Consider the following 26,142-nt stretch of genomic DNA (forward strand, 5'->3'; position numbering starts at 1 on the left):
CGTGGCCTTCGTTCCGCTCCACAACCACAGCGACTACAGCCTGCTGGACGGGGCCTCCCAGCTGCCGGCGATGGTCCAGCGGGCCGTGGAGCTGGGCATGCCGGCCCTGGCCCTGACCGACCACGGGGTGATGTACGGCGCCATCGAGCTGCTGAAGCTCTGCACCAAGGCGGGCATCAAGCCGATCATCGGCAACGAGATGTACGTGATCAACGGCTCGATCGAGGATCCGCAGCCGAAGAAGGAGCGTCGCTACCACCTGGTGGTGCTGGCCAAGAATGCCGTCGGCTACCGCAACCTGGTCAAGCTCACCAGCATCAGCCACCTGCGCGGCATGCGCGGCCGGGGGATCTTCTCGCGGGCCTGCATCGATAAAGCCCTGCTGCGCCAGTACAGCGAAGGTCTGATGGTGGCCACCGCCTGTCTGGGCGGTGAGATTCCCCAGGCGATCCTGCGCGGTCGCCCGGAGGTGGCCCGCGAGGTGGCCGCCTGGTACCGGGAGGTGTTCGGCGACGACTTCTACCTGGAGATCCAGGACCACGGCGGCCTCGAGGACCGCATCGTCAACGTCGAGATGGCCCGGATCGGCGCTGAGCTGGGCATCCCCCTGATCGCCACCAACGACGCCCACTACCTCACCAGCAACGACGTCGAGGCCCACGACGCCCTGCTGTGCGTGCTCACCGGCAAGCTGATCAGCGACGAGAAGCGCCTGCGCTACACGGGCACCGAATACATCAAGAGCGAGGCGGAGATGGCCCGGCTCTTCGCCGACCACCTCGAGCCGGAGGTGATCGCCGACGCCATCGCCACCACCGCCCGGGTGGCCGAGAAGGTGGAGGACTACGACATCCTCGGGCGCTACCAGATGCCCCGCTTCCCGATCCCCGAGGGCCACACGCCGGTGAGCTACCTCAGCGAGGTGAGCCACCAGGGTCTGCGTCGCCGGCTGTCGCTGACCGAGGAGGCCCCGATCGATCCCGGCTACGGGGAGCGGCTGGCCTTCGAGCTCCAGGTGATGGAGCAGATGGGCTTCCCCACCTACTTCCTGGTGGTCTGGGACTACATCCGTTTCGCCCGCGAGCAGGGCATCCCGGTGGGGCCGGGCCGGGGGTCGGCCGCCGGTTCGCTGGTGGCCTACGCCCTCGGCATCACCAACATCGATCCGGTGGAGCACGGCCTGCTGTTCGAGCGCTTCCTCAACCCGGAACGCAAGTCGATGCCGGACATCGACACCGACTTCTGCATCGAGCGCCGCGGCGAGGTGATCGACTACGTCACCCGCCGCTACGGCGAGGACAAGGTGGCCCAGATCATCACCTTCAACCGCATGACCTCCAAGGCGGTGCTCAAGGACGTGGCCCGGGTGCTCGACATTCCCTACGGCGAGGCCGACCGGCTGGCCAAGCTGATTCCCGTGGCCCGGGGCAAGCCCGCCAAGCTCGCCGAGATGATCGGCGCCGAGTCGCCGGTGCCGGAATTCCGTGAGAAGTACGAGAACGATCCCAAGGTGCGCCACTGGGTCGACCTGGCCCGCCGCATCGAGGGCACCAACAAGACCTTCGGTGTCCATGCCGCCGGTGTGGTGATCGCCGCCGAACCCCTCGACGAACTGGTGCCCCTGCAGCGCAACAACGACGGCCAGGTGATCACCCAGTACTTCATGGAGGACGTCGAGGCGATGGGCCTGCTGAAGATGGACTTCCTGGGCCTCAAGAACCTCACCATGATCGAGAAGACGATCGAGCTGGTGGCCCAGGCCGAGGGGGAACGGCTCGATCCCGACGCCCTGCCGGCCAACGATCCGGGCACCTACGCCCTGCTGGCCCGGGGGGATCTGGAGGGCATCTTCCAGCTCGAATCCAGCGGCATGCGGCAGATCGTCCGTGATCTCAAACCCTCCTCCCTGGAGGACATCTCCTCGATCCTGGCCCTCTACCGGCCCGGCCCCCTCGATGCGGGCCTGATCCCCAAGTTCATCAACCGCAAGCATGGCCGCGAGGCCATCGATGTGGCCCACGCCAAGCTGGAGCCGATCCTCAAGGAGACCTACGGGATCATGGTCTACCAGGAGCAGATCATGCGGATCGCCCAGGATCTGGCGGGCTATTCCCTCGGTGAGGCCGATCTGCTGCGGCGGGCGATGGGCAAGAAGAAGGTGTCGGAGATGCAGAAGCACCGCCACCAGTTCGTCACCGGCGCCAGTGAACGCGGCGTCGAGGCTTCCATTGCCGATGCCCTGTTCGACCAGATGGTCCTGTTCGCCGAGTACTGCTTCAACAAGAGCCACTCCACCGCCTACGGCGCCGTCACCTACCAGACCGCCTACCTCAAGGCCCACCATCCGGTGGCCTACATGGCGGCCCTGCTCACGGTCAATGCCGGCACCACCGACAAGGTGCAGCGCTACATCGCCAACTGCCAGGCCATGGGCATCGAGGTGATGCCACCGGACGTCAATGCCTCCGGCATCGACTTCACGCCCGTGGGCAAGAAGATCCTCTTCGGCCTCTCCGCCGTCCGCAACCTAGGGGATGGCGCCATCCGCCAGCTGATCGAGGCCCGTTCCAGCGGTGGCCCCTTCCTGCACCTCGCCGACCTCTGCGACCGGATTCCCGGCCAGCAGCTGAACCGCCGGGCGATCGAGTCCCTGATCCACTGCGGTGCCCTCGATGGCCTCGAACCCAAGGCCAACCGGGCCCAGCTGATGGCCGACCTCGATCTGGTGCTCGACTGGGCCAGCTCCCGCGCCCGCGACCGGGCCAGCGGCCAGGGCAACCTGTTCGACCTGTTCGGCGGCGGCTCGGGGGCTGCCGAGGGCGCCGCCGCCGTGGAGGCCCCCGCCCCGCCCAGGGCTGCTCCCGTGCCCGACTACCCCCCCACCGAGAAGCTGAAGCTGGAGAAGGAGCTGCTGGGCTTCTACATCTCCGACCACCCCCTGCGCCAGCTGGCGTCCCAGGTGCGGCTGCTGACGCCGATCGGCCTGGCCAACCTCGAGGAGATGGCCGACAAGGCCAAGGTGAGCGTGGTGGTGATGGTGAGCGAGATCCGCCAGGTGACCACCCGCAAGGGGGATCGCATGGCCGTGCTGCAGCTGGAGGACCTCACCGGCTCCTGCGAGGCGGTGGTGTTCCCCAAGAGCTACGCCCGCCTGGCCGACCACCTGATGGTGGATGCCCGCCTGCTGCTCTGGGCCGGTGTCGACCGCCGTGACGACCGGGTGCAGCTGCTCGTGGATGACTGCCGCAGCATCGAGGACCTGCAGCTGGTGATGGTGGAGCTGGCCCCCGAGCAGGCCGGTGACATCGCCGTTCAGCACCGTTTGCGGGAATGCCTCACCCGCCATCGCCCCGGTCAGGAGGAGGCGGGGGTCAAGGTGCCGGTGGTGGCGCTGGTGAAGCACCAAGACGAAACGCGCTTCGTGCGCCTGGGGGGCCAGTTCTGCGTCGCCGATGCGTCGGCGGCCGTGCAGACCCTCGCCTCGGCCGACTTCAGGGCCTGGCTGCGCTCACCCCTGGGAGCTGCCTGAGCCGGAGCCCGAGGTGCCCTGGCGCATGGCCCGCACCGAGGCCCGCACCCGGCCGATGTTCACGCCGATCTGCTCGAAGCCCAGCAGGCTGCCCGGGCCGTCCTCCCAGCTGGCCGAGAGCACCCCGTAGCTCAGGCCCAGCAGGCCGAGCAAGAAGAAGGCCCCGGAACCCACCAGGGTGAGGCCGGGGGGGACATCGAGCAGACCGCGGCTCACCAGCAGGTAGCTGGCGACGAACACCCCCATGCCCAGCAGCGTGGGGGTGCCGGTGGCAATGGCGATGCGACGGACCATGCGGTTGGCCACCGCATCCGGGATCACCTGCTGGCGGGGCGCCCTGGCCGGGGTCGTCGGTACGGGACGATCTGCCCCGAAGGATTTCGGCTTCGGCCGACGGGCCATGGAACCGTCCTCAGCCGCGGATGCCGAGCTTCTTGATCAGTTCGGCGTAGCGGGTCTCGCTCTGGGCGCGGAGGTAGCCGAGCAGGCGCTTGCGGCGGCCGATCATCTTGAGCAACCCCTGGCGGGAGGAGAAGTCGTGGATGTTCTTCTGCAGGTGGCCACTGAGTTGCTGGATCCGCTCGCTCAACATCGCGACCTGCACTTCCACCGAGCCGGTGTCGGTGCCGTGGGCCTGATGGGAATTGATCAGTTCCTGTTTCTGGGTGGTGGTGAGCGGCATGGGCGGATCGGGGCCCGAACGGTGCAAACCAACACCTTAACGTGCGGCCCGTTGGCCCATCCTCGGAGCCGCCCGATTCAGGCCACGGCGCGGGACAGCCAGCGCAGACTTTCCCGGATCCAGTCGTCGGCGCCGGCGGAGGCGTCGAGCCCCGCGGCGACGGCCCGCAGGGCCCGGTGGATTTCCAGGGGCTCGTAGCCGAGGGCCACCAGGGTGATCTGCACCTCCTCACGGCAGGGGGCCGAAGGGGCGCCGTCGGGGGTCTCACCGGGGCCCCCGTCGTCCTCGAGGGGATCGACCAGGCCGGCGAAGCGCTCCTGCAGGCGCGCCCGCAGCTCCACCGACAGCCGTTCGGCCGTGCGCTTGCCCACCCCGGGAGCCAGGCAGAGGCTGCGCAGGTCGGCGTGGACGATGGCGCGCACCAGATCGGGCACCTCCAGGGCCCCGAGCAGGCCAAGGGCCATCTGGGGGCCCACGCCGCTCACGGCCACCAGCTCCCGGAACAGGTCCCGCTCACGCCGATCGGGGAAGCCGTAGAGGGTCCAGCCGTCGTCGCGGATGCTGTGGTGGATGTGGAGGCCCAGGTCGCAGCCCTCCTCCGGCAGCCGGCGCCACTGGCGCAGGGTGAGCTGCACCTCGTAACCCACCCCCTGGCAGATCAGCAGTGCCCCGCATCGGTGAGCCTGCTGCCATGGTTCGGCCAGTCGCCCCTGCAGCCAGCCGATCATGGTGAGACGTGCGTCAGCCCCCATGCTGCCCCTCCTGCCAAGCCCCCCGGCTCGCCTCCCCTCGCCGACGGCCCCGGTGCCGGGGGTGCTGCTGGCGATGCTGCTGGCGATGCTGCTGCTCCTGGGGGGCTGCAGCCGGGTGGGCCAGCCCCCCAGGGGGGTGCTGCTCGAGGCCCTGACGCTGCAGATCCAGCTCACCCAGGGGGCCATCGCCCGGGCTCTCGACCTCCAGGCGGACGGCCTGCCCGAGGTGAGCCGGGTGCGGGTCGATGGGCAGGAGGCGGTGGCCATCGGGCCGGACCGCGGCCTGCATCTCACGGGCCGGTTCGACTGGCGGTTGCCGGGGGACGTCATCCGCGTCGACAGTCCCTTCGAGCTCTACCTGCAGCCTGGCCCCAGGGGGGAGAGCTGGCGGTTGGCCCGCCCCAGCGGCAGCAGCGACGGCAGCCGCCAGGACTGGATCACCGATCCCCTCCCCCTGCCCCGGCGCTCACGGGGCTGAGGGAGCCGCCTCGCCGAGCCGCAGCCAGCGGATCACCCGCGGCAGGGTCAGCCCCTGCACCAGCAGGTTGATCACCACGACGCAGAAGACGATGCCGCCGGCGTTCCTCACCAGGCTGGGCACGCTGGCCGGGTCGATGCCCCGCACCCGGGGGATGGCCTCCACCATCACGAAACTGAGGGCGAGGGGAACGGCACCGCGCAGACCGCACCAGGACACCAGCAGGGACTCGCGCCGATCGAAGGGGGAGAACCGCTGCAGCAGCAGAACGCTCACCGGTCGGGCCACCAGCATCATGGCGATGGCGACGATGATCCCCTCCGGCACCGAGGGAAGCAGCGCCCGGGGGTGGACGCTGAGCCCGAAGATCAGGAACACGGTGATCTCGGTCATGGTGTTGAACGGCAGCAGGGTCTGCTGCAGGGCCTGCGGCGTGATCCGTTCGTTGCTGTAGGGAAGGTTGCTGAGCACCAGGCCGGCCACATAGGCGCTGATGAAGCCGGACCCCCCCAGCAGCTCCGCCAGGCCATAGGAGATCAGGCCGATGGAGATGCCAAGAATCAGCAGCTGGCTCGGATCCCGCACCAGCCGGTTGAGGCTGAAGCGGCCGATGTAGCTCACGCACACCCCGATGAGCAGGCCCGAGCCGATCTTCTGCAGGAAGGTCTGCAGCTGCTCCAGCACCACGGCGTGGCCACTGCTGCCGCCATCGACGCTCGTCAGGCCGATCACCAGGCCAAGGAAAAGAATGCCGGTGGGATCATTCACCGCCGATTCGAACTGCACCAGGGCCGCCAGCTTCGGCGGGATCGCCTTCTGCAGGGACTGCAGCACATTCATGGTGGCTCCCGCATCGGTGGAGCCCAGACAGGCGGCGATCAGCATGGCCACCGCCAGCGGCATCTGCTGGAAGCCCAGTTCGACGCCGCCGGCATCGGGGGAGGCCACGGCCCAGATGATCACCCCCAGCAGCAGGCTGGAGAGGATCACCCCGCCCACCGCCAGGATGATGCCGTACTCGAGGAAGCCGCGGATCGAGCGGATGTCGGTCTCGAGGCCGGCGTTGAACAGCAGAATCGACAGACTCAGGGCCTGCAGCCGCAGGATCGTCTCCTGGCTGAACAGGGTGACCGAGGGGTTGATCAGCAGCCCGAACAGCAGCACCCCGAGGATGGCCGGGACGCCGATCTTCAGGGAGAAGCGGCTGATGGCCAGGGTGCCGAGAAAGATGCCCCCGACGGTCACCATCATCAGCGGCAACGGCACCACACTGGGAGCGATCGCCGGGCGCAGCAGGCTCATCCCGGTGCTGTGGCTCAGGCCGGCCTCCGCCGTGGCCAGCCAGCCATGGAGCCCAATGGGGAGTGGCGGGTACAGCGGAGGAACCCAATCCGGCGGCGTCATCGTACGGGCGGCTCCCGCGCCGGTTCCATCGCGGCGGCCACCCCGGGGGGCTGCCGCAGAGCGATCAGGGTGGCGACCAGGATCAGGCCCGCCCCGCCGGCCGTCGGCAGATCGATGGGCTCCCCGAAGATCCACCAGCCCCAGAGGGCGGCGAATCCCACCTGCACGTAGCTGATGGCCGTGGCCCGGGCCGCCGGCAGCTGGGTGAGCGCCCGGGTGAGACCCACCTGACCCAGCTGGGTGAACACCCCCACCGCCACCAGCCAGAGCAGCTCGGCCGGTGTGGGCAGCACCGGATTCAGCAGCACCGCCGGCAGGCTGAGGGGAACGGCCACGAGCGGGAAGTAGAGGATGATCACGGCCGGATGCTCGCTCTCCGCCAGGCGCCGCACGCTCACGTAGGCCACGGCGGTCAGCAGGGCGCCGGCCACCGCCACCAGCACCCAGGTCGCGGGCAGGGGGGCGCCGGCCGTGGGCCGGGCCACCAGCAGCACCCCCAGCCAGCCCAGCCCCATGGCGGCCAGCACCCGCCGCCCCAGCCGTTCGCCCAGCAGCAGCCAGGCCAGCAGGGCCGTGAAGGTGGGGTAGAGGTACTGGAGCACCGTGGCGGCGGCCAGCGGCAGGTGCACCACGGCGGCGTAGACGCAGAACAGGGCGGCACTGCCCACCAGCCCCCGCCCCACCAGCAGCCCCCGGCGCTGCCCCCAGGGATCCACGCCGATCCGGCGCACCATGGCGTAGCTCAGAGCCAGGCTCACCAGGGCCCGGGCCAGCACCACCTCGGCCAGGGGCAGGCGCTCGCCCACCTGCTTGACCCCCACCACCATCAGGCTGAAGGCGAGGGCACTGAGCACCATCCAGGCCCCGGCCGGGAGGGCGCCGCCGCCGTCGGCCGAACTCATTCGGTTCACCCGGCGATCTCCAGCGGTGGTGGCAGGCCCCAGAATGGCGCCAGCCCGACCACCACCGCTGGGGGGTGCCGGCAGCCGTTCCACCCCCCTTTCCCTTTCACCCCTGCCTCCGGAGCCTGTCCTCCTTGCGCCTGCACCCTTGAACCTTCCCCGTCTCCACCCCCGCACGATCGAGGCCGTCAAGGAGCGGGCCGACATCGTCGACGTGGTGGGGGAGCACGTGGTGCTCAAGAAGAAGGGCCGTGAATTCGTCGGGATCTGCCCCTTCCACGACGACAAATCGCCGTCGATGACGGTGTCGCCCGCCAAGCAGTTCTATTACTGCTTCTCCTGCGGGGCCGGCGGCAACGCCATCAAGTTCCTGATGGAGCTGCAGCGCACGAGCTTCAGCGAAGTGGTGCTGGATCTGGCCCGCAAGTACCAGCTGCCGGTCGAAACCCTTGACGGTCCCCAGCAGGAACGCCTGCGCCAGCAGCTCTCCCGCCGCGACCGGCTGCACCGGGTGCTGGCCCTGGCGGCGGGCTGGTTCCAGGGCCAGCTGCGCGCGCCGGAAGGGGCGGCGGCCCTCACCTACCTGCGCCAGACCCGCGGCCTCAGCGAGACCACCCTCGAGGCGTTCCAGCTGGGCTATGCCCCGGCCGGCTGGGACGGCCTGCTGCAGCACCTGCAGCAGGTGGAGGGCCTGGGCCCCGACCTGCTGCAGGCGGCCGGCCTGGTGGTGGCCCGCAAGGGGGGCGGCGGCTTCTACGACCGCTTCCGCGACCGGGTGATGGTGCCGATCCGCGACCGCCAGGGGCGGGTGATCGGCTTCGGTGGGCGCGGCCTGGACGGCGCCGAGCCGAAGTACCTCAACTCCCCGGAAACGGAGGTGTTCGAGAAGGGCAAACACCTGTTCGGGCTGGATCGGGCCGCCGATGCCATCCGTCGCGACGACCGGGCCGTGGTGGTGGAGGGCTACTTCGACGTCATCGCCCTGCACGCCGCGGGCATCACCAATGCGGTGGCCGCCCTCGGCACGGCCCTCAGCTCCAGCCAGATCACCCAGCTGTGCCGCTGCTGCGACAGCCGGCGCCTGATCCTCAACTTCGACAGCGACGGGGCGGGCATCCGCGCCGCCCAGCGGGCCATCGGCGAGGTGGAGCAGCTGGCGCTGCAGGGCCAGCTGGAACTGCGGGTGCTGCACCTGCCCGCCGGCAAGGACCCCGACGAGTTCCTCCAGCAGCACGGCCCGGGGGAGTACCGCTCCCTGCTGGACCAGGCCCCCCTCTGGCTCGACTGGCAGATCGAGCAGGTGCTTGAAGGCAAGGATCTGGCCCGCGCCGACCAGTTCCAGCAGGCCGTCTCCGGACTGGTGCAGCTGCTGGGCAAGCTGCCCCAGTCGGCCGTGCGCAGCCACTACCTGCAGCAGGTGGCGGAGCGCCTCTCGGGCGGCCAGGCCCGGCTGGCCATCCAGCTGGAGGAGGATCTGCGCCAGCAGGTCAAGGGCCAGCGCTGGCATGGCCGCTCGGCGAAATGGGAGCAGCCCGGGGAGGTGGGCCACCGGGAGCGGGCCGAGGCGGAGATCCTGCGCCTCTATCTGCACTGCCCGGCCTGGCGCGGCGTCATCCGCGCCGAGCTGCGGCGCCGGGAGCTCGATGATTTCGCCCTCCAGCACCACCGCCAGCTCTGGGCCGCCATCGGTGAGCTGGAGGAGGACAACCTGGGGGCCGGCCGGCTCGAGGCCATCAACCGGGGCACCGACCCCGGCCTGGACCTGGCCGACCTCGACCTGCCCCGCCTGCTGGGCGACCGGCTGCTGGTGGAGCAGAGCGCCCTGCTGGGCCGCCTCACCCCCCTGCTGGAGCCCAGTGAGGTGCAGCGGCTGGCCCTGGCCCACCCACCGCTGCAGCTGCGGGGGGCCACGGCGTCGCTGGAGCGCCAGCGGGTGCTGCGCCGCTGCCGTCACCTGCTCGATGCCTGGTCGAGCCAGCGCCTCCAGACCCTCGAGCAGTGCATCGCCCGGCTGCTGGAGGAGGAGCGTGACACGCCCCCGCCGGCGGTCGCCCCCCCGGCGGCCGGCGCCGGCCTCGACATGGAGACCCGCATCCACGATCTCTTTGACGCGCTCAACGGCGACGCCCTGCGCTTCCAGGAGGCCTACTACGCCGAACGCCGCTACCTGAATCAGCTGGATGACGGCCGCCGCGCCGGCTACGAGGAGACCCTCACGGCCCCGGCCGCCTGACACCGGACTCGCTCGCCGCCAGCCGATCTGCCTACAGTTCTGGTGGAGGCAAGGTCCCATGGCGTCATATCCGGCCTTTCCCGTCCCCCCCGATGAGGACCAGCGGCTCCGCGATCTGGAGCGCTACGGCCTCCTCGCGGCCGACAGCGACGAGCACTTCGAGCGGATCCTGGACCTGACCGCCGCCCTCTTCCGGACCCCGATCGTGGCCCTGTCCCTGGTGGAGGCCGACCGGCAGTGGTTCCTGGCCAGCCGGGGGCTTGATGTGCGCGAAACCCCCCGTGAGATGGCCTTCTGCGCCCATGCCATCGTCCATGACGAGGTGATGGTGGTGCCCGATGCCCGCGCCGACGAGCGCTTCCGCAGCAACCCCCTGGTCTTCGCCGATCCCCACATCCGCTTCTATGCCGGCGCGCCGCTGCAGACGCCGGAGGGCCACAACCTCGGCACCCTCTGCGTCATCGACCGGGAGCCCCGGGACATCAGCCCGGAGCAGCGCGAGCTGTTGCACCGTCTGGCCCAGCTGGCCATGCGGGAGCTGGAGCTGCGGCGTCTCGCCCACCTCTGCCCGGTCACCGGCCTGCCCACCCGCCACACCTTCCTGACCATCGGCGAGCGGGAGTTCGCCCGTGCCCGCCGCGACCACCAACCCCTGTCGCTGCTGCTCTTCGATGTCGACAATCTGCGGCTGATCAACAACCGCTGGGGCCATGCCGCCGGTGACCGGGTGCTGGCCGATCTGGTCCAGCTGGCCCGCACCTTCCTGCAGGAGCAGGACTTCGCCGCCCGCGTCGGCGATGGTGCGTTCGCCCTGCTGCTGGTGGGCATCGCCGCCGACCAGGCGATGGCCCTGGCGGAGGCCCTCCGCACCGCCGTCACCCACATGCCCGGCGTGCACACCCATTCCGACTTCCGCCTGCACATCAGTGGCGGCCTCACCGGCCTGGCCCCCCAGGATCACGGCTTCCCCGAGCTGATCCTGCGGGCCGAGCGGGCCCTCGCGCTGGCCAAGGGCAACGGCCGTGACCAGGTCGCCAGCCTCTTCGACGGCCCCTGAGGGCCTCAGGCCCGCACCACCGGCACATCGCTCAGGCGGGTGGTGGCCGCCCTCGACAGGCGCGAGCGGCGCATCGTCCAGCGGGGCCGCAGGCCGCAGGCGGCCCACTGCACCGTGCCGCTGCCGTAACGGCGGTTGAGGCCGTCGATGGCGGCCATCAGGGCCTCGCGCCGCCGCTGCTGCTCGGGGGGCAGCGGCACCAGCAGATGGTGCTGCAGCAGTTCCACCGGCTGCAGATCCTGCAGCAGCACCCCCGCCTTCTGCAGTGGCTTGTGGGGCCGGAACAGCCGCTCGGCCAGGGGCAGGGCGGCGGCGAGCAGCACGGCGGTGTCGTTGCTGGGCAGCGGCAGACGGGCGGTGGCGGCGTTGGCGTAGAAGCGGGTGCCGTTGAAGGGGCTGCTGCGCACGAACACGGTGACGCTGCCCGCCCGCTGCCCCTGGCGGCGCAGCTTCTCACCGGCCCGGCTGAGGTAGGTGGCGATCGCCTGCCGCAGGCCCTCGAGGCTGGTGACCGGCTCGCTGAAGCTGCGGCTGACGCAGGTTTCCTGCTTCGCCGGCGGCACCGCCACCAGGGGCAGGCAGCTGTGGCCGCGCAGCTCCTGCTGCAGACGCACCCCCACAACGCCGCAGCGATGCCGCAGTTCGCCGCTCGGCCTGTCGCGCAGGGCCCGGGCGTTGGCGATGCCCCGCAGCCGGCACCAGCGGGACAGCTGGCGGCCGATGCCCCAGACGTCCTCGATGGCGATGGTCTCGAGCCAGGGGTCCGGATCCCCCGCCTGGCCCAGATCGAACACACCGCCATGGGAGGGGTCGCGCTTGGCGATGCGGTTGGCGATCTTGGCCAGCACCTTGGTGGGGGCGATGCCCACCGCCACCGGCAGACCCAGCTGGCGGCGCACCTGGCGGCGCAGGTCCCGCCCCCAGGCGGTGAGGTCGCCGTCGCCGGGGGGGCGGTGCAGGCGGCCGAAGGCCTCGTCGATGGAATAGACCTCCAGCTCCTCCACCCAGGCCTCAAGGCTGGCCATCAGCCGCTGGCTCATGTCGGCGTAGAGGCCGTAGTTGGAACTGCGCACCACCACGCCGCGGCGTTCCAGGTCGTGGCGCACCTGGAACCAGGGGGTGCCCATGGGAATGCCCATGGCGCGGGCCTCGGCGCTGCGGGAGACGATGCAGCCGTCGTTGTTGGAGAGCACCACCAGGGGCTTGCCGATCACGGCGGGATCGAGGGCCGCCTCGCAGGAGGCGTAGAAGTTGTTGCCGTCGATCAGGACTGTGGCCTGGGCCATCGGCCTCCTGGCAGCGAACGGATCACGTGCAGGGCCACGCCCCAGAGGCGGTCGTCGTCGCTGCCGCCGAGGGCCAGGGGCGGGTAGGCGGGGTTGGCCGCCTCCAGCCACCAGTGCGGCCCCCGGCGGACCAGGCGCTTGAGGGTGAACCCCCCCTCCAGCAGGGCCACCACGATGCGGCCGGAGCGGGGAGCGACCCCCCGATCCACGACCAGCAGATCACCGTGGCGGATGCCGGCCCCGACCATCGAGTCGCCGCAGACGCGCAGCAGCAGGCTGCGGTCGGGGTGGAGGTTCAGCTGGGCGTTGAGGTCGACCCCGGGGCCGGGAGGGATGGCGGGGTGGTGGGGATCGGGGTGGTGATCGGGCACGGGCCCCGGGCGGCAGGCCTCACTCTAGTACGGATGTACTGGTCAGTCCCCGTCCTCGAGCAGCAGCTGTTGGAAGGCGGTGTAGAGCTCCCGCTCGGTGTCGTCGGCCGGGAGCCGCCGCTTCGCCCCGTTCCGGGGGGTCGGGGCGGGTCGCCGGGGGGCGGCCCCGGGGGAGGCGTTGGCGCCGGTGGGCTCCCTGCCCGGCTCGCCGCTTCGGGCAGCGGGCGCCCCGGGACGGGGGCCGCCGGGGGCGGGAGGCGTCTCCAGCTGCCGCAGGCGCTCCAGCAGATGGGGGGGCACGCTGCCGTCGGCGCTGACGTTCATCAGGGCGCGGAACAGCTTCTGGGGGTCCTGTTCGGTCTCCACCGGATGGCGACGCTCAAGCGCCGAGGACCCGGGGGCCGGGGCGCCGGCGGCCGGGGTGGGGGGCGGCGGGGCGGGCAGCGGGCGGGGCAGCTGGCGGCCGAGGGCCTCCAGCCGCTCACGGCTGCGGGCATCGAAGCTCATCGGGGCGGGCTCAGCTGCAGTTCAGTGTGTCGCGGGTGAGGCGGCCACTGACGGGGTTGGTGCCGCTGGCGGCGGCACAGAGGCTGGTGAGGGCATCACCGCGCAGGGGGACGTTGGTGAAGTCGGCGCCGTCGATGAGCACGCCGCGGAACTTGGTGTTGAAGGCGAAGGCGTCGTCGAGGCGGGCGTTGCGCAGGTCGGTGCCCTCGAACACGGCCGAATCCAGGGTGGCGTCCCGCAGGTCGCTGCCGCTCAGATCAGCGTCCTGGAGCTTGGCGCCGAACAGGCTGGCGCCGCGCAGGTCGGCCCCCGAGAGATCGGCGTCCCGCAGGTTGGTGAGGTTGAAGGTGACGCCGCGCAGGTCGGCGCCGTGGAAATCGGCACCGATCAGCACCTGCTTGGCGTAGTCCATCGCCGCCGCCACCGGCATGGGACGGGCCAGCAGCAGCAGTCCATCCAGCAGCAGGGCCAGCAGCAGGGCCAGCAGCAGGCCCGGGAACCGGGACGGGGAGAGGGGGCGCGTCATCGGCGATGAAGCGGAGAAGGCCAGCCTAGGCAAGGGCTCCACGCCGCTCCAAGGCCTGTGGAGGGGTGCCGAAGGGAAGGGGGCGACTAGCGTGATGCAGGACCGCATCGGCGGCCCGTTCGCTCTCCGCACCCATTGATGACCAGGGACTTCCAGCCCAGGGGCTTCCGGCGATCAGGGCCCGGCCGCTGGCCCCGCACCACGGCAGCGGGACAGCGATGCTGAGCAGCGTCGCCGGGGCAGGGGAGGCGGGGGCCGGGGCGATCGAGGGCCTGCTGGAGAGAATTGAGCGGCCGGCGGCCCTGGCGGATGGACAGGGGGTGATCCTGGCGGCGAACGGGGCCTTCTGCCGGCGTTCGGGGCTGGAGCCGGCGGCGCTGCGCCAGCGGTCCCTGCAGGAGCTCTGTGCCGCCGACGTGGCACCGCTGCTGGCGGGGAGCGTGGCAACCCTGCGCAGTGATCTGGTCGGTGGGCCGCAGGCCGAAGCGGCGATTCCCCTGTTCCTCACCCGCCTGCCCTCCGGTGTCGGGCCGGGGACGGTCTGGTGCCTGCTGGAGCTGCTTGACCAGCGGGTGAATCTGGCGGATCTGGATGGCCTGGTGGCCGACCGCTATGCGGACGGTGCCGTGCTGATGCATCTGCAGGTGCTGCAGCTCGACCTGGTGCGCGGCCGGCTGGGCATCGCCGCCTGCGAGGCGCTGATCGAGGAGATCGCCCACCGGCTGGAGGCGGCGCTTCCGGCCGGGGGATTCTTCTCCCGCCAGGGCGGTGACCGCCTGCTGGCCCTGGTGCCGGGAGCGATGGGCATCGACGCGGTGCGCGACATGGCCGGCGGGCTGCTGGCCAGTCTGGAGAGTCCCACCACGGTGCTGGAGCACGTCATCGAGCCGTCGCTGAACGTGGGCATCAGCCGCGCTCCCGATGACGGCAGCGAGTTTCCGCTGCTGCTGGATGCCGCCACCCGGGCACTGGAGGAAACCCACCGCCAGCCCTTCCCCAGCTGCTGCATCGCGGCGCCGGTGGAGCGGTCGGTCCAGCTGCAGGAGCTTCTGGCCCGCCCCCTCGCCCTGGCGATCGAGCAGGAGCAGCTGGAGCTGGCCTTTCAGCCGATCATCGAGCTGGAATCCGGCCGGGTGATCGCCGCCGAGGTGCTCTGCCGCTGGGATGACCCGGTGCTGGGCCGCCAGTCCCCCGCCGACTTCATCGACGTGGCCGAGGCCACGGCCCAGATCTCCTCCCTGGGGCGCTGGGTGATGGAGCGGGCGTTCGAGGCCCTGCACCGCTGGGACCTGGCCGGGCTGCAGCTCGGGCGGATCTGCGTGAACGTCTCGCCGCTGCAGGTGCAGGACCCGACCTGGAGCAGCGACCTGCTGATGGCCCTGGAACGCCACCAGCTGACGCCCGACCGCATCGTGCTGGAGCTCACCGAAGGCAGCATCCTGGAGATGTCCACCCATGTGGCCGACCAGCTGCGGGACCTGAGGCGGCAGGGGTTCGCGCTGGCCATGGATGATTTCGGCACCGGCTATTCCGGCCTGCAGCGGCTCACCGAGCTGCCCTTCAGCGAGGTGAAGATCGACCGGAGCCTCATCTCCGCGATCGACTACGACCAGCTGCAGCAGGCCATGCTCAGCGCGGTGATCCGGCTCAGTGACGCCACCGGGATCATGGTGGTGGTGGAGGGGGTGGAACGCTCCCGGCAGCGCCAGATGCTGCTCACCCTCGGCTGTCGCCACGGCCAGGGGTACCAGCTCTCGGCCCCGCTCTCCGAACAGGAGCTGGAGGCCCTGCTCCAGAGCCAGATCACACCGGAGGCCTGAGGGGATCCCCGGGATGGTCTGGAGCGTCCCCCTGCTGCAGTCCATCGACATCGGCGATGGGCGCTCCGTGGCGGGGCTCTCCAAGGCGATCCAGCTGTCGGTGGCGCCGGTGTTCCTGTTCACCGGTGTCACCGGGCTGCTGAGCCTGTTCAGCTCCCGGCTGGCCCGGATCATCGACCGCACCCGTGTGCTTCAGGAGGCCCTGGCGAAGTGCCGGGCGAAGCCGGATCCCGATCCGGAGGAAGGGGATCGGCTGGAGCTGGTGCTGGCGGTGCAGCGCCGCCGCACCTTCCTGATCAACCGGGCGATCCTGGCGGTCACCGTCACCGCCCTGCTGGTGGCCGCGGTGGTGGCGGTGCTGTTCATCAGCGCGGTGGCGGCCCTGGATGTCACGGCCATCGTGGTGCCCCTGTTCGTGGCGGCCATGGGAGCCATGATCGTGGGCCTGCTGCTGTTCCTGCTGGAGGTGCAGCTGGCCATCAGCCAGAACCCGCGCCGGTACTACTGAGCCTGGCGCGGAGCTGGCACCTGGTGGGTCGTGAATGGTTAGATCCGATACAGTTTGGCCATGGCTCTGGCCTTCCTCGTCCCCCTGATCCAGTCCCAGAGGCGCAAGGGGCGGGCCTATCAGCCCAGCTTCCGGCCCACCGAGGTGCTCCTCTCCTGGACCGGTGCCCTGGTCGCCATCACCCTGCTGGGCCTGATCAGCGCCGCCAGCCGCTACCCGCTCGTCGCCGCCCCGCTGGGGGCCTCCAGCGTGCTGCTGTTCGGGCATCCCGAGAGCCCCCTGGCCCAGCCCCGCAATCTGCTGCTGGGCAACGGGCTGGCCGCCCTCGCGAGTGTGGTCTGCGTCGCCTGGCTGGGGACGGCCCCCTGGGTGATGGGGCTGGCGGTGGCGCTGGCGATCGCCGCCGGACAGCTGCTGCGCTGCCTCCATCCCCCCGCCGGCGCCGTCGCCCTGCTCGGGGTGCTGCTCCACGCCGGGCCGTCGTACGTCGTCGCGCCGGTCCTGGCCGGTTCCCTGGTGCTGCTGCTGGTGGCGCTGGGCTTCGGCTGGCTGATTCCCGGCCGTCGCTACCCGCATCACTGGTTCTGAGGCCCTGATCGCCGCCACCCGCCGCTGGTGGCGGCCAGCGGGAACCCTTGGGGCAGAGGATCCCCTGCCCATGGCCCCCGGCCCCGCCCGCTGCCGCAGCGCCGCCCAGCGAGACGGCGCCTGGGCGGAACAACGGGTGCTGCGGCTGCTGCGGCGGCGCGGCTGGGAGCTGCTGGAGCGCAACTGGCGCTGCCGTTGGGGGGAACTGGACCTCATCGTCCGGAAGCCGGGGCGCCTGCTGCTGGTGGAGGTGAAGGGGCGTCGCGCCGGCAGCCTGGATGGCAGCGGAACGGCGGCCCTGCGCTGGCAGAAGCGCCGGCGGCTGGCACGGGCCTGGGACTGCTGGCTGGCGGCCCACCCCCGCTGGGAGCGGACGCCGGTGGAGCAGGTGGCGGCCCTGGTGCCGTTGCCGCCGGCCCGGGCTCCGGTGCGATGGGTCCGGCTGGGGGACTGAAGCGAGCCTCCGAAGGTCCGCCGCTCCGGCGGGGGAGAAGGGGCCTCAGGGCTGGGCGGGGGCCGGGGCGGGGGCCGGGGCGGCCGTGGCCGGCGTGGCGGCCGGGGTCGGGGCTGGCGTCATCGTGTAGTACACGGTGCAGCGGTAGCGGGTGTTGTCCAGACCCACCTCCAGGTCCTCGCAGACGGTGCGGGTGACCGTGGCGCCCTTGGGCACCTGGCTCCTGGCCTGCTGTCGGGTCGCCTGACGGTCGAAGATCGATTCGGCGGTGACGCTGCCGGCCCGGGCGGGTCCCGCCGGCAGGGCCACAACGGCGGCCAGGGCACCGGCCACCAGCGCACCGGCCAGCAGGGGCCCCGCCAGCAGGGGGCCGCTGCGCCTGGCGTCGCTGCGTCGCAATGTCTGGGCCATGGGGGGAGAAGCAAACGCTGCTCCTGCTCTAGCCAGGCCGGACGGCGCTGCAATCTGGGGAGACCTGCCGGCGCCTCCATGACCTTCAACGGCCACCGGGCCCGTAAGCGCTTCGGGCAGCACTGGCTCACCGATGGCCAGGTCCTCGATCGCATCGTGGCCGCCGCCGAGCTGCGGAGCGACGACCACGTGCTGGAGGTCGGCCCGGGCCGGGGCGCCCTGACCGAACGGCTGCTGGCGTCGCCGGCGGCCTCGCTGCTGGCGGTGGAACTGGACCGGGACCTGGTGACGGGCCTGCGGCAGCGGTTCGCTGGCGACGGGCGCTTCACCCTGATCGAGGGGGACGTGCTGGAGATGGCGCTGCCCTTCCCCGACCGTCCCGCGCCGACCAAGGTGGTCGCCAACATCCCGTACAACATCACCGGACCGCTGCTGGAGCTGCTGGTGGGGCGCCTGGGCCGGCCCGCACCCTGTCGCTTCGAGCGCCTGGTGCTGCTGGTGCAGCAGGAGGTGGGCCAGCGGATCCGGGCCCGGCCGGGCAGCAGCGCCTTTTCGGCCCTCAGCGTGCGTCTGCAGCTGCTGGCCCGTTGCCGCAGCGTCTGCCCGGTGCCGGCCCGCTGCTTCTCCCCGCCGCCGAAGGTCACCTCGGAGGTGATCGTGATCGAACCCGTCCCGCCGCAGTCCCTGCCGCCGCGGGACCTGGCCCTGGCGGTGGAGCGGCTGCTGACGCGCTGCTTCGCCGGACGGCGCAAGATGCTGCGCACCACCCTGGCGGGCCTGCTGCCGGCGCCCCAGCTGCTGGAGGTGGCCGCCACCGCCGGTGTGGATCTGCAGCAGCGGCCCCAGGAGCTGGGGCCCGAGCGCTGGCTGGCCCTCGCCACCGGCTTGAATCGGGCATCGAGCGCCGATCCCGGCGGAGCGTGATCCCGATGGCAGATGTGACGGTGCGGGCCCCCGCCAAGATCAACCTGCACCTGGAGGTGCTGGGTCTGCGGCCGGACGGCTACCACGAGCTGGCGATGGTGATGCAGAGCATCGACCTTGCCGACACCCTGGTGCTGCGCACCACCGCCGACGCCATGATCCGGCTGCGCAGCGACAACGCCGACCTGCCCAGCGACGGCACCAACCTGATCGTCAGGGCGGCCGAGCTGCTGCGCTCCCGGGTCGGCCTGCCGGAACTGGGGGTGGACATCACGCTGCACAAGCGCATCCCCATCGGCGCCGGCCTGGCGGGGGGCTCGAGCGATGGGGCCGCCGCCCTGGTGGGCCTTGACGCCCTCTGGGGCCTGGCCCTGGGCAGCGAGCGGCTGCACGGGCTGGCGGCCGAACTGGGATCGGACATGCCCTTCTGCCTGGAGGGCGGCACCCAGCTCTGCTTCGGCCGCGGGGAGCGGCTCGAGCCCGTGACGGCGCACGGGGCGCCCGGCCAGGCGGTGCTGCTGATCAAGCATCCAGAGGCCAGTGTCTCCACCCCCTGGGCCTACGGCCGCTGCCGGGACCTGCGCAGTGACTTCTATCTCGACGCCGAAGCCGACTTCGAGCAGCGGCGCCAGGCTCTGCGTCAGGGCCCCCTGGTGACGGCCCTGGCCGGCCGGGGCCCGCTGCCCCACCTGCGCAACGATCTGCAGGCGGTGGTGGAGCCGGAGGTGGCGAGCATCCGCGCCGGCCTCGACCTGCTGCGCCGCGGCCCGGGGGCCCTGGCCGTCGCCATGAGCGGCTCGGGGCCGAGCCTCTTCGCGCTCCATCCGGATCTGGCCACGGCTGAGGCGGCCCGGGAGTCCCTGGCGGAGCCGCTGGAGGCCCTGGGCTTCGACGCCTGGTGCTGCCGCTGCGGCGGATCCGGTGTCAGCCTGGTGACGGATGGATCCGCGCCATGACCGACGAACGACCCGCCCCGCCGCCGCGCAAGGGACCCCTCAGTTTCCTCTCCGGTGCCCTCACCAGCGGACTGCTGGCCTGGCTGAGCCTGGGCGTGAGCCAGCGGGTGGTGGGCTGGTACGTGACCCATCCCCCCCACTTCGACTCGGCCTTCGCCCAGAGCATCGCCACCGCCATGAAGACCCTGATGGTGGGGATGTGCTTCTTGGCCACCTTCACCTTCGCCTTCATCGGCCTGGGGCTGTTCCTGGTGTTCATCCGCAGCCTTTGGCCGGCCGAGGCCGAATCCCCTTCCTAAGCTGCCCACCCTGCCATCCCTCCCGCCGATGACACCCCACGACCTGGGTCTGCTGGTGGTCCTGCTGTTGCCGGGCATGCTCCTGTCGGTCCTGCTGCTCAGCACCTTCGCCGCCGGCGGCTGAGATAGGTTGGCCGCGCACAGGCCCCTGCTCCGTGGCTGAAATTCTTCTGTTCAACGCCCTGCGCGAAGCCATCGACGAGGAGATGGCCCGCGACCCCCATGTCTGTGTCATGGGAGAGGACGTGGGCCATTACGGCGGCTCCTACAAGGTCACCAAGGACCTGTTCGAGAAGTACGGCGAACTGCGGGTGCTGGACACCCCCATCGCCGAGAACAGCTTCACCGGCATGGCCGTCGGTGCCGCCATGACCGGCCTGCGGCCGATCGTGGAGGGCATGAACATGGGCTTTCTGCTGCTCGCCTTCAACCAGATCTCCAACAACATGGGGATGCTGCGTTACACCAGCGGCGGCAACTACACGATCCCGGCGGTGGTGCGCGGACCCGGTGGCGTCGGCCGCCAGCTCGGCGCCGAGCACAGCCAGCGCCTCGAGGCCTACTTCCATGCCGTGCCCGGCATCAAGATCGTGGCGGTGAGCACCCCCACCAATGCCAAGGGCCTGATGAAGGCCGCCATCCGCGACAACAATCCGGTGCTCTTCTTCGAGCACGTTCTTCTCTACAACCTCAGCGAGGAGATCCCCGAGGGCGACTACATCTGTGCCCTCGACCAGGCCGAGGTCGTCCGTGAAGGCAAGGACGTCACGATGCTCACCTATTCGCGCATGCGCCACCACTGCCTCAAGGCGGTGGAGCAGCTGGAGGCCGAGGGTGTGGATGTGGAACTGATCGACCTGATCAGCCTCAAGCCCTTCGACATGGAGACCATCGCCCGCTCGATCCGCAAGACCCATCGGGTGGTGGTGGTGGAGGAATGCATGAAGACCGGCGGCATCGGCGCCGAACTGATCGCCCTGATCACCGAGCACTGCTTCGACGACCTGGACGCCCGGCCGGTGCGCCTCTCCTCCCAGGACATCCCCACCCCGTACAACGGCAACCTGGAGAACCTCACCATCATTCAGCCCCACCAGATCGTTGCCGCGGCGCACGATCTGAAGGCGGGTCGACGCTGAGATGGGACGCCAACAGGGCTGGTTCGCCCTCATCCTGGCCCTCACCATCGCCTCCGGGGCCCTGCTGGCCAACTACGGCCTGCAGCTCGGTCTCGATCTCCGCGGCGGCAGCCAGCTCACCCTCCAGGTGATGCCGGCCGGCGCCATCACCCGGGTGGATGCCGAGCAGCTGGAGGCCGTCAAGGACGTGCTGGAGCGCCGCATCAACGGCCTGGGCGTGGCCGAATCCACCCTCCAGGCGGTGGGCAGCGACCAGCTGGTGCTGCAGCTGCCGGGTGAACAGGATCCCAGCCAGGCGGCCCGGGTGCTGGGCAGCACGGCCCTGCTGGAGTTCCGGGCCCAGAAGCCCGGCACCGAGCAGGAGATGCAAGGCCTGCTGGGCCTCAAGCGCCAGGCCGAGTCGGTGCTGCGCTCCAAGCGGCCCCCCTCCGCCCTCGATGACCCCGCGGCAACGCCGCCGCCGGCGCCGGTCTCCCTGTCGGCGGAGGACCTGGCCAAGGCGCTCACCTCCCTCGGGATTCAGGTTCCCCCCGGCACCAGCGAGGTCGACCAGCTGGAGCTGCTGCTGCGGGAAACCAATCGCCGCATCCTCTCCCTCTACGGCCCTCCCCTGATCACCGGCAAGGACCTCACCAGCGCCGGCCGCCAGCAGCAGGCCACCGGCACCGGCTGGGAGGTGACCCTGGGCTTCAACCGGGAAGGGGGTGAGAAGTTCGCCGCCCTCACCCAGTCGATCGCCGGCACCAACCGGGTGCTCGGCATCGTCCTCGATGGCCGCTCGATCAGCGAGGCCAGCGTCGGCGAGCAGTTCAAGGTGGCCGGCATCACCGGTGGATCCGCCTCGATCACCGGCAACTTCAGCGCCGAGGAGGCCCGCGACCTGGAGGTCCAGCTGCGGGGGGGCTCCCTGCCCCTGCCGGTGAAGATCGTCGAGGTGCGCACCGTCGGCCCGTCCCTGGGCGCCGAGAACATCCGCTCCAGCCTCGTGGCCGGCCTCTCGGGCCTGGCCCTGGTGGCGGTGTTCATGGCCGTGGTCTACCGCCTGCCCGGGATGGTGGCGGTGCTGGCCCTGAGCCTCTACGCCCTGTTCAACCTGGCTATCTACGCCCTGATTCCCGTCACCCTCACCCTGCCGGGGATCGCCGGCTTCATCCTGTCCATGGGGATGGCGGTGGATGCCAACGTGCTGATCTTCGAGCGCATCAAGGAGGAACTGCGGGCCGGCAACACCCTGATCCGCTCCATCGACACGGGCTTCTCCCTGGCCCTGTCCTCGATCATCGACGGCCACGTCACCGGCCTGATCAGCTGCGCCGCCCTGTTCTTCCTCGGCACCGGCCTGGTGAAGGGCTTCGCCGTCACCCTGGCGATCGGCCTGCTGCTCAGCCTGTTCACCGCCCTCACCTGCACCCGCACCCTGCTGCGGCTGCTGATGAGCTACCCGGCCCTGCGGCGCCCCACCTACTTCCTCCCCGCCCGCCAGCTGCCGCCCGTCCGGGCCGGCGCGGCCCCGGCGGGCGTGGCCTGAATGTCTCCCATGACCTCCGTCCCCTCCCCCCGCTTCCGCATCAACCGCCACCGGCGGCTGGCCTGGCTGGGCTCGGGGCTGGCCTGCGGCCTGAGCCTGCTGGGGCTGGCCCTCTGCTGGCTGAACCCGGCCATCGGGGCCCCCCTGCGACCCGGCCTCGACTTCACCGGCGGCACCCAGGTGCAGGTGGAGCGGGACTGCTCCCCCTGCAAGGCCGTGACCCCCGCCGAGGTGCGCCAGGGCCTCAGCCGCCTCACCCTGCCCGCCCCGGAAGGGGAGCGTCCCCCCAGCCTGGGCAGCGCCTCGGTGCAGGTGCTGGATGGCGGCCGGTCCCTGCTGCTGCGCCTGCCGGCCCTCGACGCCGACCAGAGCACGGCCCTGGTCGGCGACCTGGCCGCCCGGTTCGGGCCGCTGCGCTCCAGCGGCACCTCGGTCAACACGATCGGTCCCACTCTGGGCTCGCGGCTGCTGCGCGGCAGCCTCATCTCCCTGCTGGTGAGCTTCGTGGCGATCTCCGCCTACATCACCTTCAGCTACAGCGGCATCTTCGCCGGGCTGGCCCTGCTGTGCCTGGCCCACGACGTGCTGATCACCTGCGGACTGTTCGCCTGGCTGGGACTGCTCCAGGGCATCGAGGTCGATTCCCTGTTCGCCGTCTCCCTGATCACGATCGCCGGCTATTCGGTCAATGACACGGTGGTGGTGTACGACCGGATCCGTGAGCAGCGCCGCACCCTCGGTGAGCTTCCCCTGGTGGATCAGGTGGATGTGGCCGTGGATGCCACCCTCACCCGCTCGCTCTACACCTCCTTCACCACGCTGCTGCCGCTGGTGGCCCTGATCTTCTTCGGCGGCAGCACCCTGTTCTGGTTCGCCGTGGCGCTCACGGTGGGCATCGCCGTCGGCAGCTGGTCGAGCATCGGCCTGGCCCCCACCCTGTTGCCGGTGTTCTCGAAGCGATGAGGGGCCCCGAGCGCATCGAGGCGACCCGGCGTGGCTGGCCCCTGCTGCCCGTGGTGCTGCTGGTGCTGGCCTTGGTCGACCTGCGGGTGGAGCTGATCCTGCTCTGGGACCACCTCACCCTCACCTCCCTCACCGCCGCCGTCCGCTCCCACCTGCTGGCCGTCACGGTGCTGGTGGCCCAGCCCTCCCTCTGGCACCACTACCGCCGCGCCCGCGGCTGAAGCGATCAGGCCCCAGGGCTGATCCGGGCGTTCAGGCCCGGTCCCAGCGGTCCATCACATCCCGGACCAGCACCTCTTCGCAGACCACCTGCAGGACCACCACCAGGGGCAGGGCCAGCAGCAGGCCGGGCAACCCCAGCAGGGCCCCCAGGCTCAGCTGGGCCATCAGCGCCACCGTGGGCAGCAGGTTGACGGTGCGGCTCAGGAGCAGCGGGGTGAGCAGGAAGGCCTCGCCGTTCTGGAGCAGCAGCCGCAGCACCAGCACCTGGACCACCTTGGCCGGCGAGATCAGCAGGGCCACAGCCAGGGGCAGCAGGGTGGCGGCCGTGGGCCCGATGGTGGGCACGAAGGTGAGCAGGCCACAGACCAGGCCGCTCAGCAGGGCCAGGGGCACCTGCAGCAGGGCCAGGCCGGCCCAGGTGGTGACGAACACCACCGTGCCTGAGATGGTCATGCCGGCCAGCCAGCCCCCGAGGGCCTCACGGCATTCCCCCAGCAGTTCCTGCATGCGCGGCCGGTAGAACCGGGGTGTGGCGGCGACCAGCAGGCGCTGGTGGCTGGCGGGATCGAGGGCCATCAGGATCGCCAGCAGCAGCATCAGCAGCAGCTGGATCGTGCTGTTGGCGGCGCCGCCGGCCACACCGAGCAGCTGGCCGCCCAGGGGCTGCAGCCGGTCCCAGAGGGTTCCTTCGGCCAGCTGCCGCTCCAGGTCCCGCAGCAGGGGGGTGCTGGGCACCACCTTGCCGAGCCGCTGGATCAGTTCGGGCACCAGCTGGCTGAACTGGCGGACCTGGTCGATCAGTTCCGGCAGCAGCAGATTGGCGAGCAGCCAGCCGATCGTCAGCAGGACCAGCAGCACCAGCGACAGGGAGGCTCCCCGGTTCAGGGGGGTGAGCCGGCGCAGCAGGCTGGTGGGCACATCGAGGGCCACCGCCAGTACCACGGCTCCGAAGAGGATCAGCAGCACCCAGCGCAGTTCCCACAGCAGCAGCAGCAGCGCCACCAGGGCCAGGGCCCCGAGCAGGGTGCGTGCCTTCATGTCCGCCGCCGTTCCCGCTTCCAGGGATCGAGGATGTCATGGATCAGCACATCCCGCAGCAGCACCTGGAGACAGACCGCCAGCGGCAGGGCCAGCAGCAGGCCGAGGGGACCGAACAGCAGGGTGAACAGCAGCTGGGCGGTGAGGGTGAGCCCGGGCAGCAGCTGCAGCTGGTGGTGCATCACCGAGGGGGTGATGACGTAGCTCTCGAGGTTCTGGATCAGGACGTACACCAGCAGCACGGCCACGGCCTTCCAGGGGGCATCCAGCAGGGCCACCGACATCGGGAAGATGGTGCTGAGCGTGGGCCCCACATTGGGGATGATGTTCAGCAGGCCGGCCAGCAGGGCGTTGGCCGCCACCAGCTTCACGCCCAGCAGGGACAGGCCGATCGCCGCCAGCAGGCCCACGCAGAGGGAGCTGATCAGCACCCCCACCATCCAGCTGCTCAGGGCGGTGCCGCAGGCCACCAGCACCTGGCGCAGGCGCCTCCGGTAGAAGGAGGGGGCCAGCAGCAGCATCGCTTCCCGGTAGGCGGTGGGCTGGGCGGCCACCATCAGGGAAACGGCCACCACGAACAGGGTCTGGAGCAGACCGGCGCCGAGGTTGCCGGCCACCCCCACCAGGCCGATGGCACCGCCGCCGAGCCGGCCAAGCAGATCGGGAGGCAGGGAGGTGGGAACCGACAGGGTCGATTTGATCCAGTCCAGACTGCCGTCCCGACGGCCGTAGAGCATCTGGGAGGCGCCCTCGAGGGCCTGGCGCAGCAGCTTCAGCAGCTCGTCCCAGGCCCGAGGCACCTGCAGCACCAGCTGCCGGAACTCGCTGATGAAGGGTGGGATCACCACCGTGGCGACGATCAGCACCACCAGGCTCACCAGCACCAGGGCCAGCAGCAGGGCGAGGGGCCGGGCGACGCCGATCCGCTCCCGGATGGCGCCCACCAGGGTGCAGAGGGCCATGGCGAGCACCACGGCGGCGAACAGCAGGATCAGGGCGTCACGCAGGCTCCACAGCAGCACCAGCGCCGCCAGCAGGGCGATCAGGCCCAGCCACTGGCCGAATTTCAAACCTCCTCCTGAGCCTCCTCGGCCGGCTCGTCGCCCTGGCCGGCGAAGCCCAGGCCATGGCCGTCGGCGTAACGCTGGGCGAAGCGCATGAAGCGCTCGAAGTCGGCGGTGCTCTTCCAGGTGTAGGTGGCTTCCAGGGCGCTGGCCTTGCCATTGACGAAGCGGGCCTTCACCTCCCGGGTCACCATCTCGCCCTCCTCATCCAGCATGAACATGCCGGTGATGTCCCCCACCGACTGGGGCGCCAGGGCTTCGGGCTCCTCGAACACGAAGGTGGCCTGACCGGTGCGGCCATCCCGTGAGCGGGTCAGGCGGATGTCGGGCACGACCGTCTCGTCCACCCCGCGGAAGAACTGAATGGCGGCGGCCATGGCACTCGCTCAAAAGATGACTTTAGGCAGAGCCCGTCCCCGCTCCCATGGCGGCGCAGACCCCAGGCCTGGGCCCATCGCTCCTGACATAGTGGGACCCACCCTGCTGCCTCTCCGGCCGGTC

At 70.8% G+C, this 26,142-nt stretch carries 28 protein-coding genes; 15 read left to right on the forward strand and 13 right to left on the reverse strand.

The window, feature by feature from the left end:
• Window position 1 precedes the first annotated feature (1 nt).
• The gene (locus tag KBZ08_RS02785) at window positions 2–3,529 is read left to right on the forward strand and encodes a DNA polymerase III subunit alpha (RefSeq protein ID WP_106220207.1); all 3,528 of its coding nucleotides are present in this window, start codon (window positions 2–4) and stop codon (window positions 3,527–3,529) included.
• Here KBZ08_RS02785 and KBZ08_RS02790 read toward each other — a convergent pair.
• The 3 genes from KBZ08_RS02790 to ruvA all read right to left on the reverse strand — a co-directional run bounded on the left by KBZ08_RS02790 (window position 3,509) and on the right by ruvA (window position 4,939).
• A complete protein-coding gene (locus KBZ08_RS02790) occupies window positions 3,509–3,931 on the reverse strand; it encodes a PAM68 family protein (protein WP_254971181.1) in 423 nt (140 codons plus the stop codon). The genes KBZ08_RS02785 and KBZ08_RS02790 overlap by 21 nt on opposite strands.
• A 10-nt stretch (window positions 3,932–3,941) precedes the next feature.
• Entirely contained in the window at window positions 3,942–4,211 is a 270-nt protein-coding gene (rpsO, locus tag KBZ08_RS02795) for a 30S ribosomal protein S15 (RefSeq protein ID WP_015108092.1), read from the reverse strand.
• Window positions 4,212–4,288: 77 nt separating this feature from the next.
• Window positions 4,289–4,939: a Holliday junction branch migration protein RuvA gene (ruvA, locus tag KBZ08_RS02800; protein WP_254971183.1), complete on the reverse strand. Its 651-nt coding sequence runs from the start codon at window positions 4,937–4,939 to the stop codon at window positions 4,289–4,291.
• Window positions 4,940–4,961: 22 nt separating this feature from the next.
• Between ruvA and KBZ08_RS02805 the strand changes: the two genes are divergently transcribed.
• Entirely contained in the window at window positions 4,962–5,441 is a 480-nt protein-coding gene (locus KBZ08_RS02805; protein WP_106219903.1) for a hypothetical protein, read from the forward strand.
• On the opposite strand, the gene KBZ08_RS02810 is transcribed toward KBZ08_RS02805, so the two are convergent.
• On the reverse strand, window positions 5,430–6,743 hold the full coding sequence (locus KBZ08_RS02810; protein WP_254971184.1) for a cation:proton antiporter: 1,314 nt from the start codon (window positions 6,741–6,743) through the stop codon (window positions 5,430–5,432). The genes KBZ08_RS02805 and KBZ08_RS02810 overlap by 12 nt on opposite strands.
• Before the next feature lie 98 nt (window positions 6,744–6,841).
• A complete protein-coding gene (locus tag KBZ08_RS02815) occupies window positions 6,842–7,747 on the reverse strand; it encodes a DMT family transporter (RefSeq protein WP_315861238.1) in 906 nt (301 codons plus the stop codon).
• 148 nt (window positions 7,748–7,895) lie between these two features.
• Here KBZ08_RS02815 and dnaG point away from each other — a divergent pair, with 148 nt between their 5' ends.
• Window positions 7,896–9,980 (forward strand): DNA primase, encoded by a 2,085-nt coding sequence (gene dnaG / locus KBZ08_RS02820; protein WP_254971187.1) that lies wholly within the window; start codon window positions 7,896–7,898, stop codon window positions 9,978–9,980.
• Window positions 9,981–10,038: 58 nt separating this feature from the next.
• On the forward strand, window positions 10,039–11,037 hold the full coding sequence (locus tag KBZ08_RS02825; protein WP_254971188.1) for a sensor domain-containing diguanylate cyclase: 999 nt from the start codon (window positions 10,039–10,041) through the stop codon (window positions 11,035–11,037).
• Window positions 11,038–11,042: 5 nt separating this feature from the next.
• On the opposite strand, the gene KBZ08_RS02830 is transcribed toward KBZ08_RS02825, so the two are convergent.
• The 4 genes from KBZ08_RS02830 to KBZ08_RS02845 are packed head-to-tail and all read right to left on the reverse strand — an operon-like array spanning window position 11,043 to window position 13,727.
• Window positions 11,043–12,323, reverse strand: a complete 1,281-nt coding sequence (locus KBZ08_RS02830; RefSeq protein WP_106219907.1) for a Y-family DNA polymerase — start codon at window positions 12,321–12,323, stop codon at window positions 11,043–11,045.
• Window positions 12,302–12,694: a LexA family transcriptional regulator gene (locus tag KBZ08_RS02835; RefSeq protein WP_254971190.1), complete on the reverse strand. Its 393-nt coding sequence runs from the start codon at window positions 12,692–12,694 to the stop codon at window positions 12,302–12,304. Before KBZ08_RS02835 ends, KBZ08_RS02830 begins: the two co-directional genes overlap by 22 nt.
• Window positions 12,695–12,736: 42 nt before the next feature.
• Window positions 12,737–13,201: a hypothetical protein gene (locus KBZ08_RS02840; RefSeq protein WP_254971192.1), complete on the reverse strand. Its 465-nt coding sequence runs from the start codon at window positions 13,199–13,201 to the stop codon at window positions 12,737–12,739.
• A gap of 10 nt (window positions 13,202–13,211) precedes the next feature.
• Window positions 13,212–13,727 carry a pentapeptide repeat-containing protein gene (locus KBZ08_RS02845; protein ID WP_106219909.1) on the reverse strand — a complete coding sequence of 172 codons (516 nt, stop codon included), beginning with the start codon at window positions 13,725–13,727 and terminating at the stop codon, window positions 13,212–13,214.
• A 218-nt stretch (window positions 13,728–13,945) separates the two neighbouring features.
• On the opposite strand from KBZ08_RS02845, the gene KBZ08_RS02850 reads away from it, so the two are divergent.
• The 4 genes from KBZ08_RS02850 (at window position 13,946) to KBZ08_RS02865 (ending at window position 17,097) form a co-directional block, all read left to right on the forward strand.
• Complete coding sequence (locus KBZ08_RS02850) at window positions 13,946–15,547, forward strand: bifunctional diguanylate cyclase/phosphodiesterase (protein WP_261359109.1); 1,602 nt, start codon at window positions 13,946–13,948, stop codon at window positions 15,545–15,547.
• Between the two features lie 13 nt (window positions 15,548–15,560).
• Window positions 15,561–16,055, forward strand: a complete 495-nt coding sequence (locus tag KBZ08_RS02855; protein WP_106219911.1) for a DUF2721 domain-containing protein — start codon at window positions 15,561–15,563, stop codon at window positions 16,053–16,055.
• A gap of 60 nt (window positions 16,056–16,115) precedes the next feature.
• On the forward strand, window positions 16,116–16,643 hold the full coding sequence (locus tag KBZ08_RS02860; protein WP_106219912.1) for an HPP family protein: 528 nt from the start codon (window positions 16,116–16,118) through the stop codon (window positions 16,641–16,643).
• A gap of 70 nt (window positions 16,644–16,713) precedes the next feature.
• Window positions 16,714–17,097 (forward strand): YraN family protein, encoded by a 384-nt coding sequence (locus tag KBZ08_RS02865; protein WP_106219913.1) that lies wholly within the window; start codon window positions 16,714–16,716, stop codon window positions 17,095–17,097.
• 45 nt (window positions 17,098–17,142) lie between these two features.
• Here the strand turns inward: KBZ08_RS02865 and KBZ08_RS02870 are convergent, their stop codons facing one another.
• Complete coding sequence (locus KBZ08_RS02870) at window positions 17,143–17,508, reverse strand: hypothetical protein (protein ID WP_254971197.1); 366 nt, start codon at window positions 17,506–17,508, stop codon at window positions 17,143–17,145.
• 78 nt (window positions 17,509–17,586) lie between these two features.
• On the opposite strand from KBZ08_RS02870, the gene rsmA reads away from it, so the two are divergent.
• The 7 genes from rsmA (at window position 17,587) to KBZ08_RS02905 (ending at window position 23,538) form a co-directional block, all read left to right on the forward strand.
• Window positions 17,587–18,432 (forward strand): 16S rRNA (adenine(1518)-N(6)/adenine(1519)-N(6))-dimethyltransferase RsmA, encoded by an 846-nt coding sequence (gene rsmA / locus KBZ08_RS02875; protein WP_254971199.1) that lies wholly within the window; start codon window positions 17,587–17,589, stop codon window positions 18,430–18,432.
• A gap of 5 nt (window positions 18,433–18,437) precedes the next feature.
• The gene (gene ispE, locus KBZ08_RS02880; RefSeq protein WP_106219915.1) at window positions 18,438–19,388 is read left to right on the forward strand and encodes a 4-(cytidine 5'-diphospho)-2-C-methyl-D-erythritol kinase; all 951 of its coding nucleotides are present in this window, start codon (window positions 18,438–18,440) and stop codon (window positions 19,386–19,388) included.
• A complete protein-coding gene (locus KBZ08_RS02885) occupies window positions 19,385–19,687 on the forward strand; it encodes a DUF3082 domain-containing protein (RefSeq protein WP_094584495.1) in 303 nt (100 codons plus the stop codon). The genes ispE and KBZ08_RS02885 overlap by 4 nt, the downstream gene beginning before the upstream one ends.
• 155 nt (window positions 19,688–19,842) lie before the next feature.
• The gene (locus KBZ08_RS02890; RefSeq protein WP_254971202.1) at window positions 19,843–20,826 is read left to right on the forward strand and encodes a pyruvate dehydrogenase complex E1 component subunit beta; all 984 of its coding nucleotides are present in this window, start codon (window positions 19,843–19,845) and stop codon (window positions 20,824–20,826) included.
• 1 nt (window position 20,827) lies between these two features.
• A complete protein-coding gene (gene secD, locus KBZ08_RS02895; protein WP_106219917.1) occupies window positions 20,828–22,354 on the forward strand; it encodes a protein translocase subunit SecD in 1,527 nt (508 codons plus the stop codon).
• Between the two features lie 9 nt (window positions 22,355–22,363).
• Window positions 22,364–23,317 (forward strand): protein translocase subunit SecF, encoded by a 954-nt coding sequence (gene secF, locus KBZ08_RS02900; RefSeq protein ID WP_106219918.1) that lies wholly within the window; start codon window positions 22,364–22,366, stop codon window positions 23,315–23,317.
• On the forward strand, window positions 23,314–23,538 hold the full coding sequence (locus tag KBZ08_RS02905) for a hypothetical protein (RefSeq protein WP_254971205.1): 225 nt from the start codon (window positions 23,314–23,316) through the stop codon (window positions 23,536–23,538). The genes secF and KBZ08_RS02905 overlap by 4 nt, the downstream gene beginning before the upstream one ends.
• A 31-nt stretch (window positions 23,539–23,569) precedes the next feature.
• Here KBZ08_RS02905 and KBZ08_RS02910 read toward each other — a convergent pair whose 3' ends face one another.
• Genes KBZ08_RS02910 through psb28 form a run of 3 tightly spaced genes read right to left on the reverse strand, consistent with a single transcriptional unit; the run spans window position 23,570 to window position 26,018 of the window.
• Window positions 23,570–24,577 (reverse strand): AI-2E family transporter, encoded by a 1,008-nt coding sequence (locus KBZ08_RS02910; protein WP_106219920.1) that lies wholly within the window; start codon window positions 24,575–24,577, stop codon window positions 23,570–23,572.
• The gene (locus KBZ08_RS02915; RefSeq protein WP_106219921.1) at window positions 24,574–25,647 is read right to left on the reverse strand and encodes an AI-2E family transporter; all 1,074 of its coding nucleotides are present in this window, start codon (window positions 25,645–25,647) and stop codon (window positions 24,574–24,576) included. Before KBZ08_RS02915 ends, KBZ08_RS02910 begins: the two co-directional genes overlap by 4 nt.
• Window positions 25,644–26,018, reverse strand: a complete 375-nt coding sequence (gene psb28 / locus KBZ08_RS02920) for a photosystem II reaction center protein Psb28 (protein ID WP_015108118.1) — start codon at window positions 26,016–26,018, stop codon at window positions 25,644–25,646. The genes KBZ08_RS02915 and psb28 overlap by 4 nt, the downstream gene beginning before the upstream one ends.
• Window positions 26,019–26,142 lie beyond the last annotated feature (124 nt).

This window comes from Cyanobium sp. Candia 9D4, assembly GCF_024346155.1.
In the GTDB taxonomy this organism is placed as follows: Bacteria; Cyanobacteriota; Cyanobacteriia; order PCC-6307; family Cyanobiaceae; genus Cyanobium; species Cyanobium minutissimum.

Coding starts and splice junctions, on each gene's coding strand:
- KBZ08_RS02790 (WP_254971181.1), bottom strand. CDS start 3,931: ATGGCCCGTCGGCCGAAGCCGAAATCCTTCGGGGCAGATCGTCCCGTA.
- rpsO (WP_015108092.1), bottom strand. CDS start 4,211: ATGCCGCTCACCACCACCCAGAAACAGGAACTGATCAATTCCCATCAG.
- ruvA (WP_254971183.1), bottom strand. CDS start 4,939: ATGATCGGCTGGCTGCAGGGGCGACTGGCCGAACCATGGCAGCAGGCT.
- KBZ08_RS02805 (WP_106219903.1), top strand. CDS start 4,962: ATGCTGCCCCTCCTGCCAAGCCCCCCGGCTCGCCTCCCCTCGCCGACG.
- KBZ08_RS02810 (WP_254971184.1), bottom strand. CDS start 6,743: ATGAGCCTGCTGCGCCCGGCGATCGCTCCCAGTGTGGTGCCGTTGCCG.
- KBZ08_RS02815 (WP_315861238.1), bottom strand. CDS start 7,747: ATGAGTTCGGCCGACGGCGGCGGCGCCCTCCCGGCCGGGGCCTGGATG.
- KBZ08_RS02825 (WP_254971188.1), top strand. CDS start 10,039: ATGGCGTCATATCCGGCCTTTCCCGTCCCCCCCGATGAGGACCAGCGG.
- KBZ08_RS02830 (WP_106219907.1), bottom strand. CDS start 12,323: ATGGCCCAGGCCACAGTCCTGATCGACGGCAACAACTTCTACGCCTCC.
- KBZ08_RS02840 (WP_254971192.1), bottom strand. CDS start 13,201: ATGAGCTTCGATGCCCGCAGCCGTGAGCGGCTGGAGGCCCTCGGCCGC.
- KBZ08_RS02845 (WP_106219909.1), bottom strand. CDS start 13,727: ATGACGCGCCCCCTCTCCCCGTCCCGGTTCCCGGGCCTGCTGCTGGCC.
- KBZ08_RS02850 (WP_261359109.1), top strand. CDS start 13,946: ATGCTGAGCAGCGTCGCCGGGGCAGGGGAGGCGGGGGCCGGGGCGATC.
- KBZ08_RS02855 (WP_106219911.1), top strand. CDS start 15,561: ATGGTCTGGAGCGTCCCCCTGCTGCAGTCCATCGACATCGGCGATGGG.
- KBZ08_RS02860 (WP_106219912.1), top strand. CDS start 16,116: ATGGCTCTGGCCTTCCTCGTCCCCCTGATCCAGTCCCAGAGGCGCAAG.
- KBZ08_RS02865 (WP_106219913.1), top strand. CDS start 16,714: ATGGCCCCCGGCCCCGCCCGCTGCCGCAGCGCCGCCCAGCGAGACGGC.
- KBZ08_RS02870 (WP_254971197.1), bottom strand. CDS start 17,508: ATGGCCCAGACATTGCGACGCAGCGACGCCAGGCGCAGCGGCCCCCTG.
- rsmA (WP_254971199.1), top strand. CDS start 17,587: ATGACCTTCAACGGCCACCGGGCCCGTAAGCGCTTCGGGCAGCACTGG.
- ispE (WP_106219915.1), top strand. CDS start 18,438: ATGGCAGATGTGACGGTGCGGGCCCCCGCCAAGATCAACCTGCACCTG.
- KBZ08_RS02885 (WP_094584495.1), top strand. CDS start 19,385: ATGACCGACGAACGACCCGCCCCGCCGCCGCGCAAGGGACCCCTCAGT.
- secD (WP_106219917.1), top strand. CDS start 20,828: ATGGGACGCCAACAGGGCTGGTTCGCCCTCATCCTGGCCCTCACCATC.
- secF (WP_106219918.1), top strand. CDS start 22,364: ATGACCTCCGTCCCCTCCCCCCGCTTCCGCATCAACCGCCACCGGCGG.
- KBZ08_RS02905 (WP_254971205.1), top strand. CDS start 23,314: ATGAGGGGCCCCGAGCGCATCGAGGCGACCCGGCGTGGCTGGCCCCTG.
- KBZ08_RS02910 (WP_106219920.1), bottom strand. CDS start 24,577: ATGAAGGCACGCACCCTGCTCGGGGCCCTGGCCCTGGTGGCGCTGCTG.
- psb28 (WP_015108118.1), bottom strand. CDS start 26,018: ATGGCCGCCGCCATTCAGTTCTTCCGCGGGGTGGACGAGACGGTCGTG.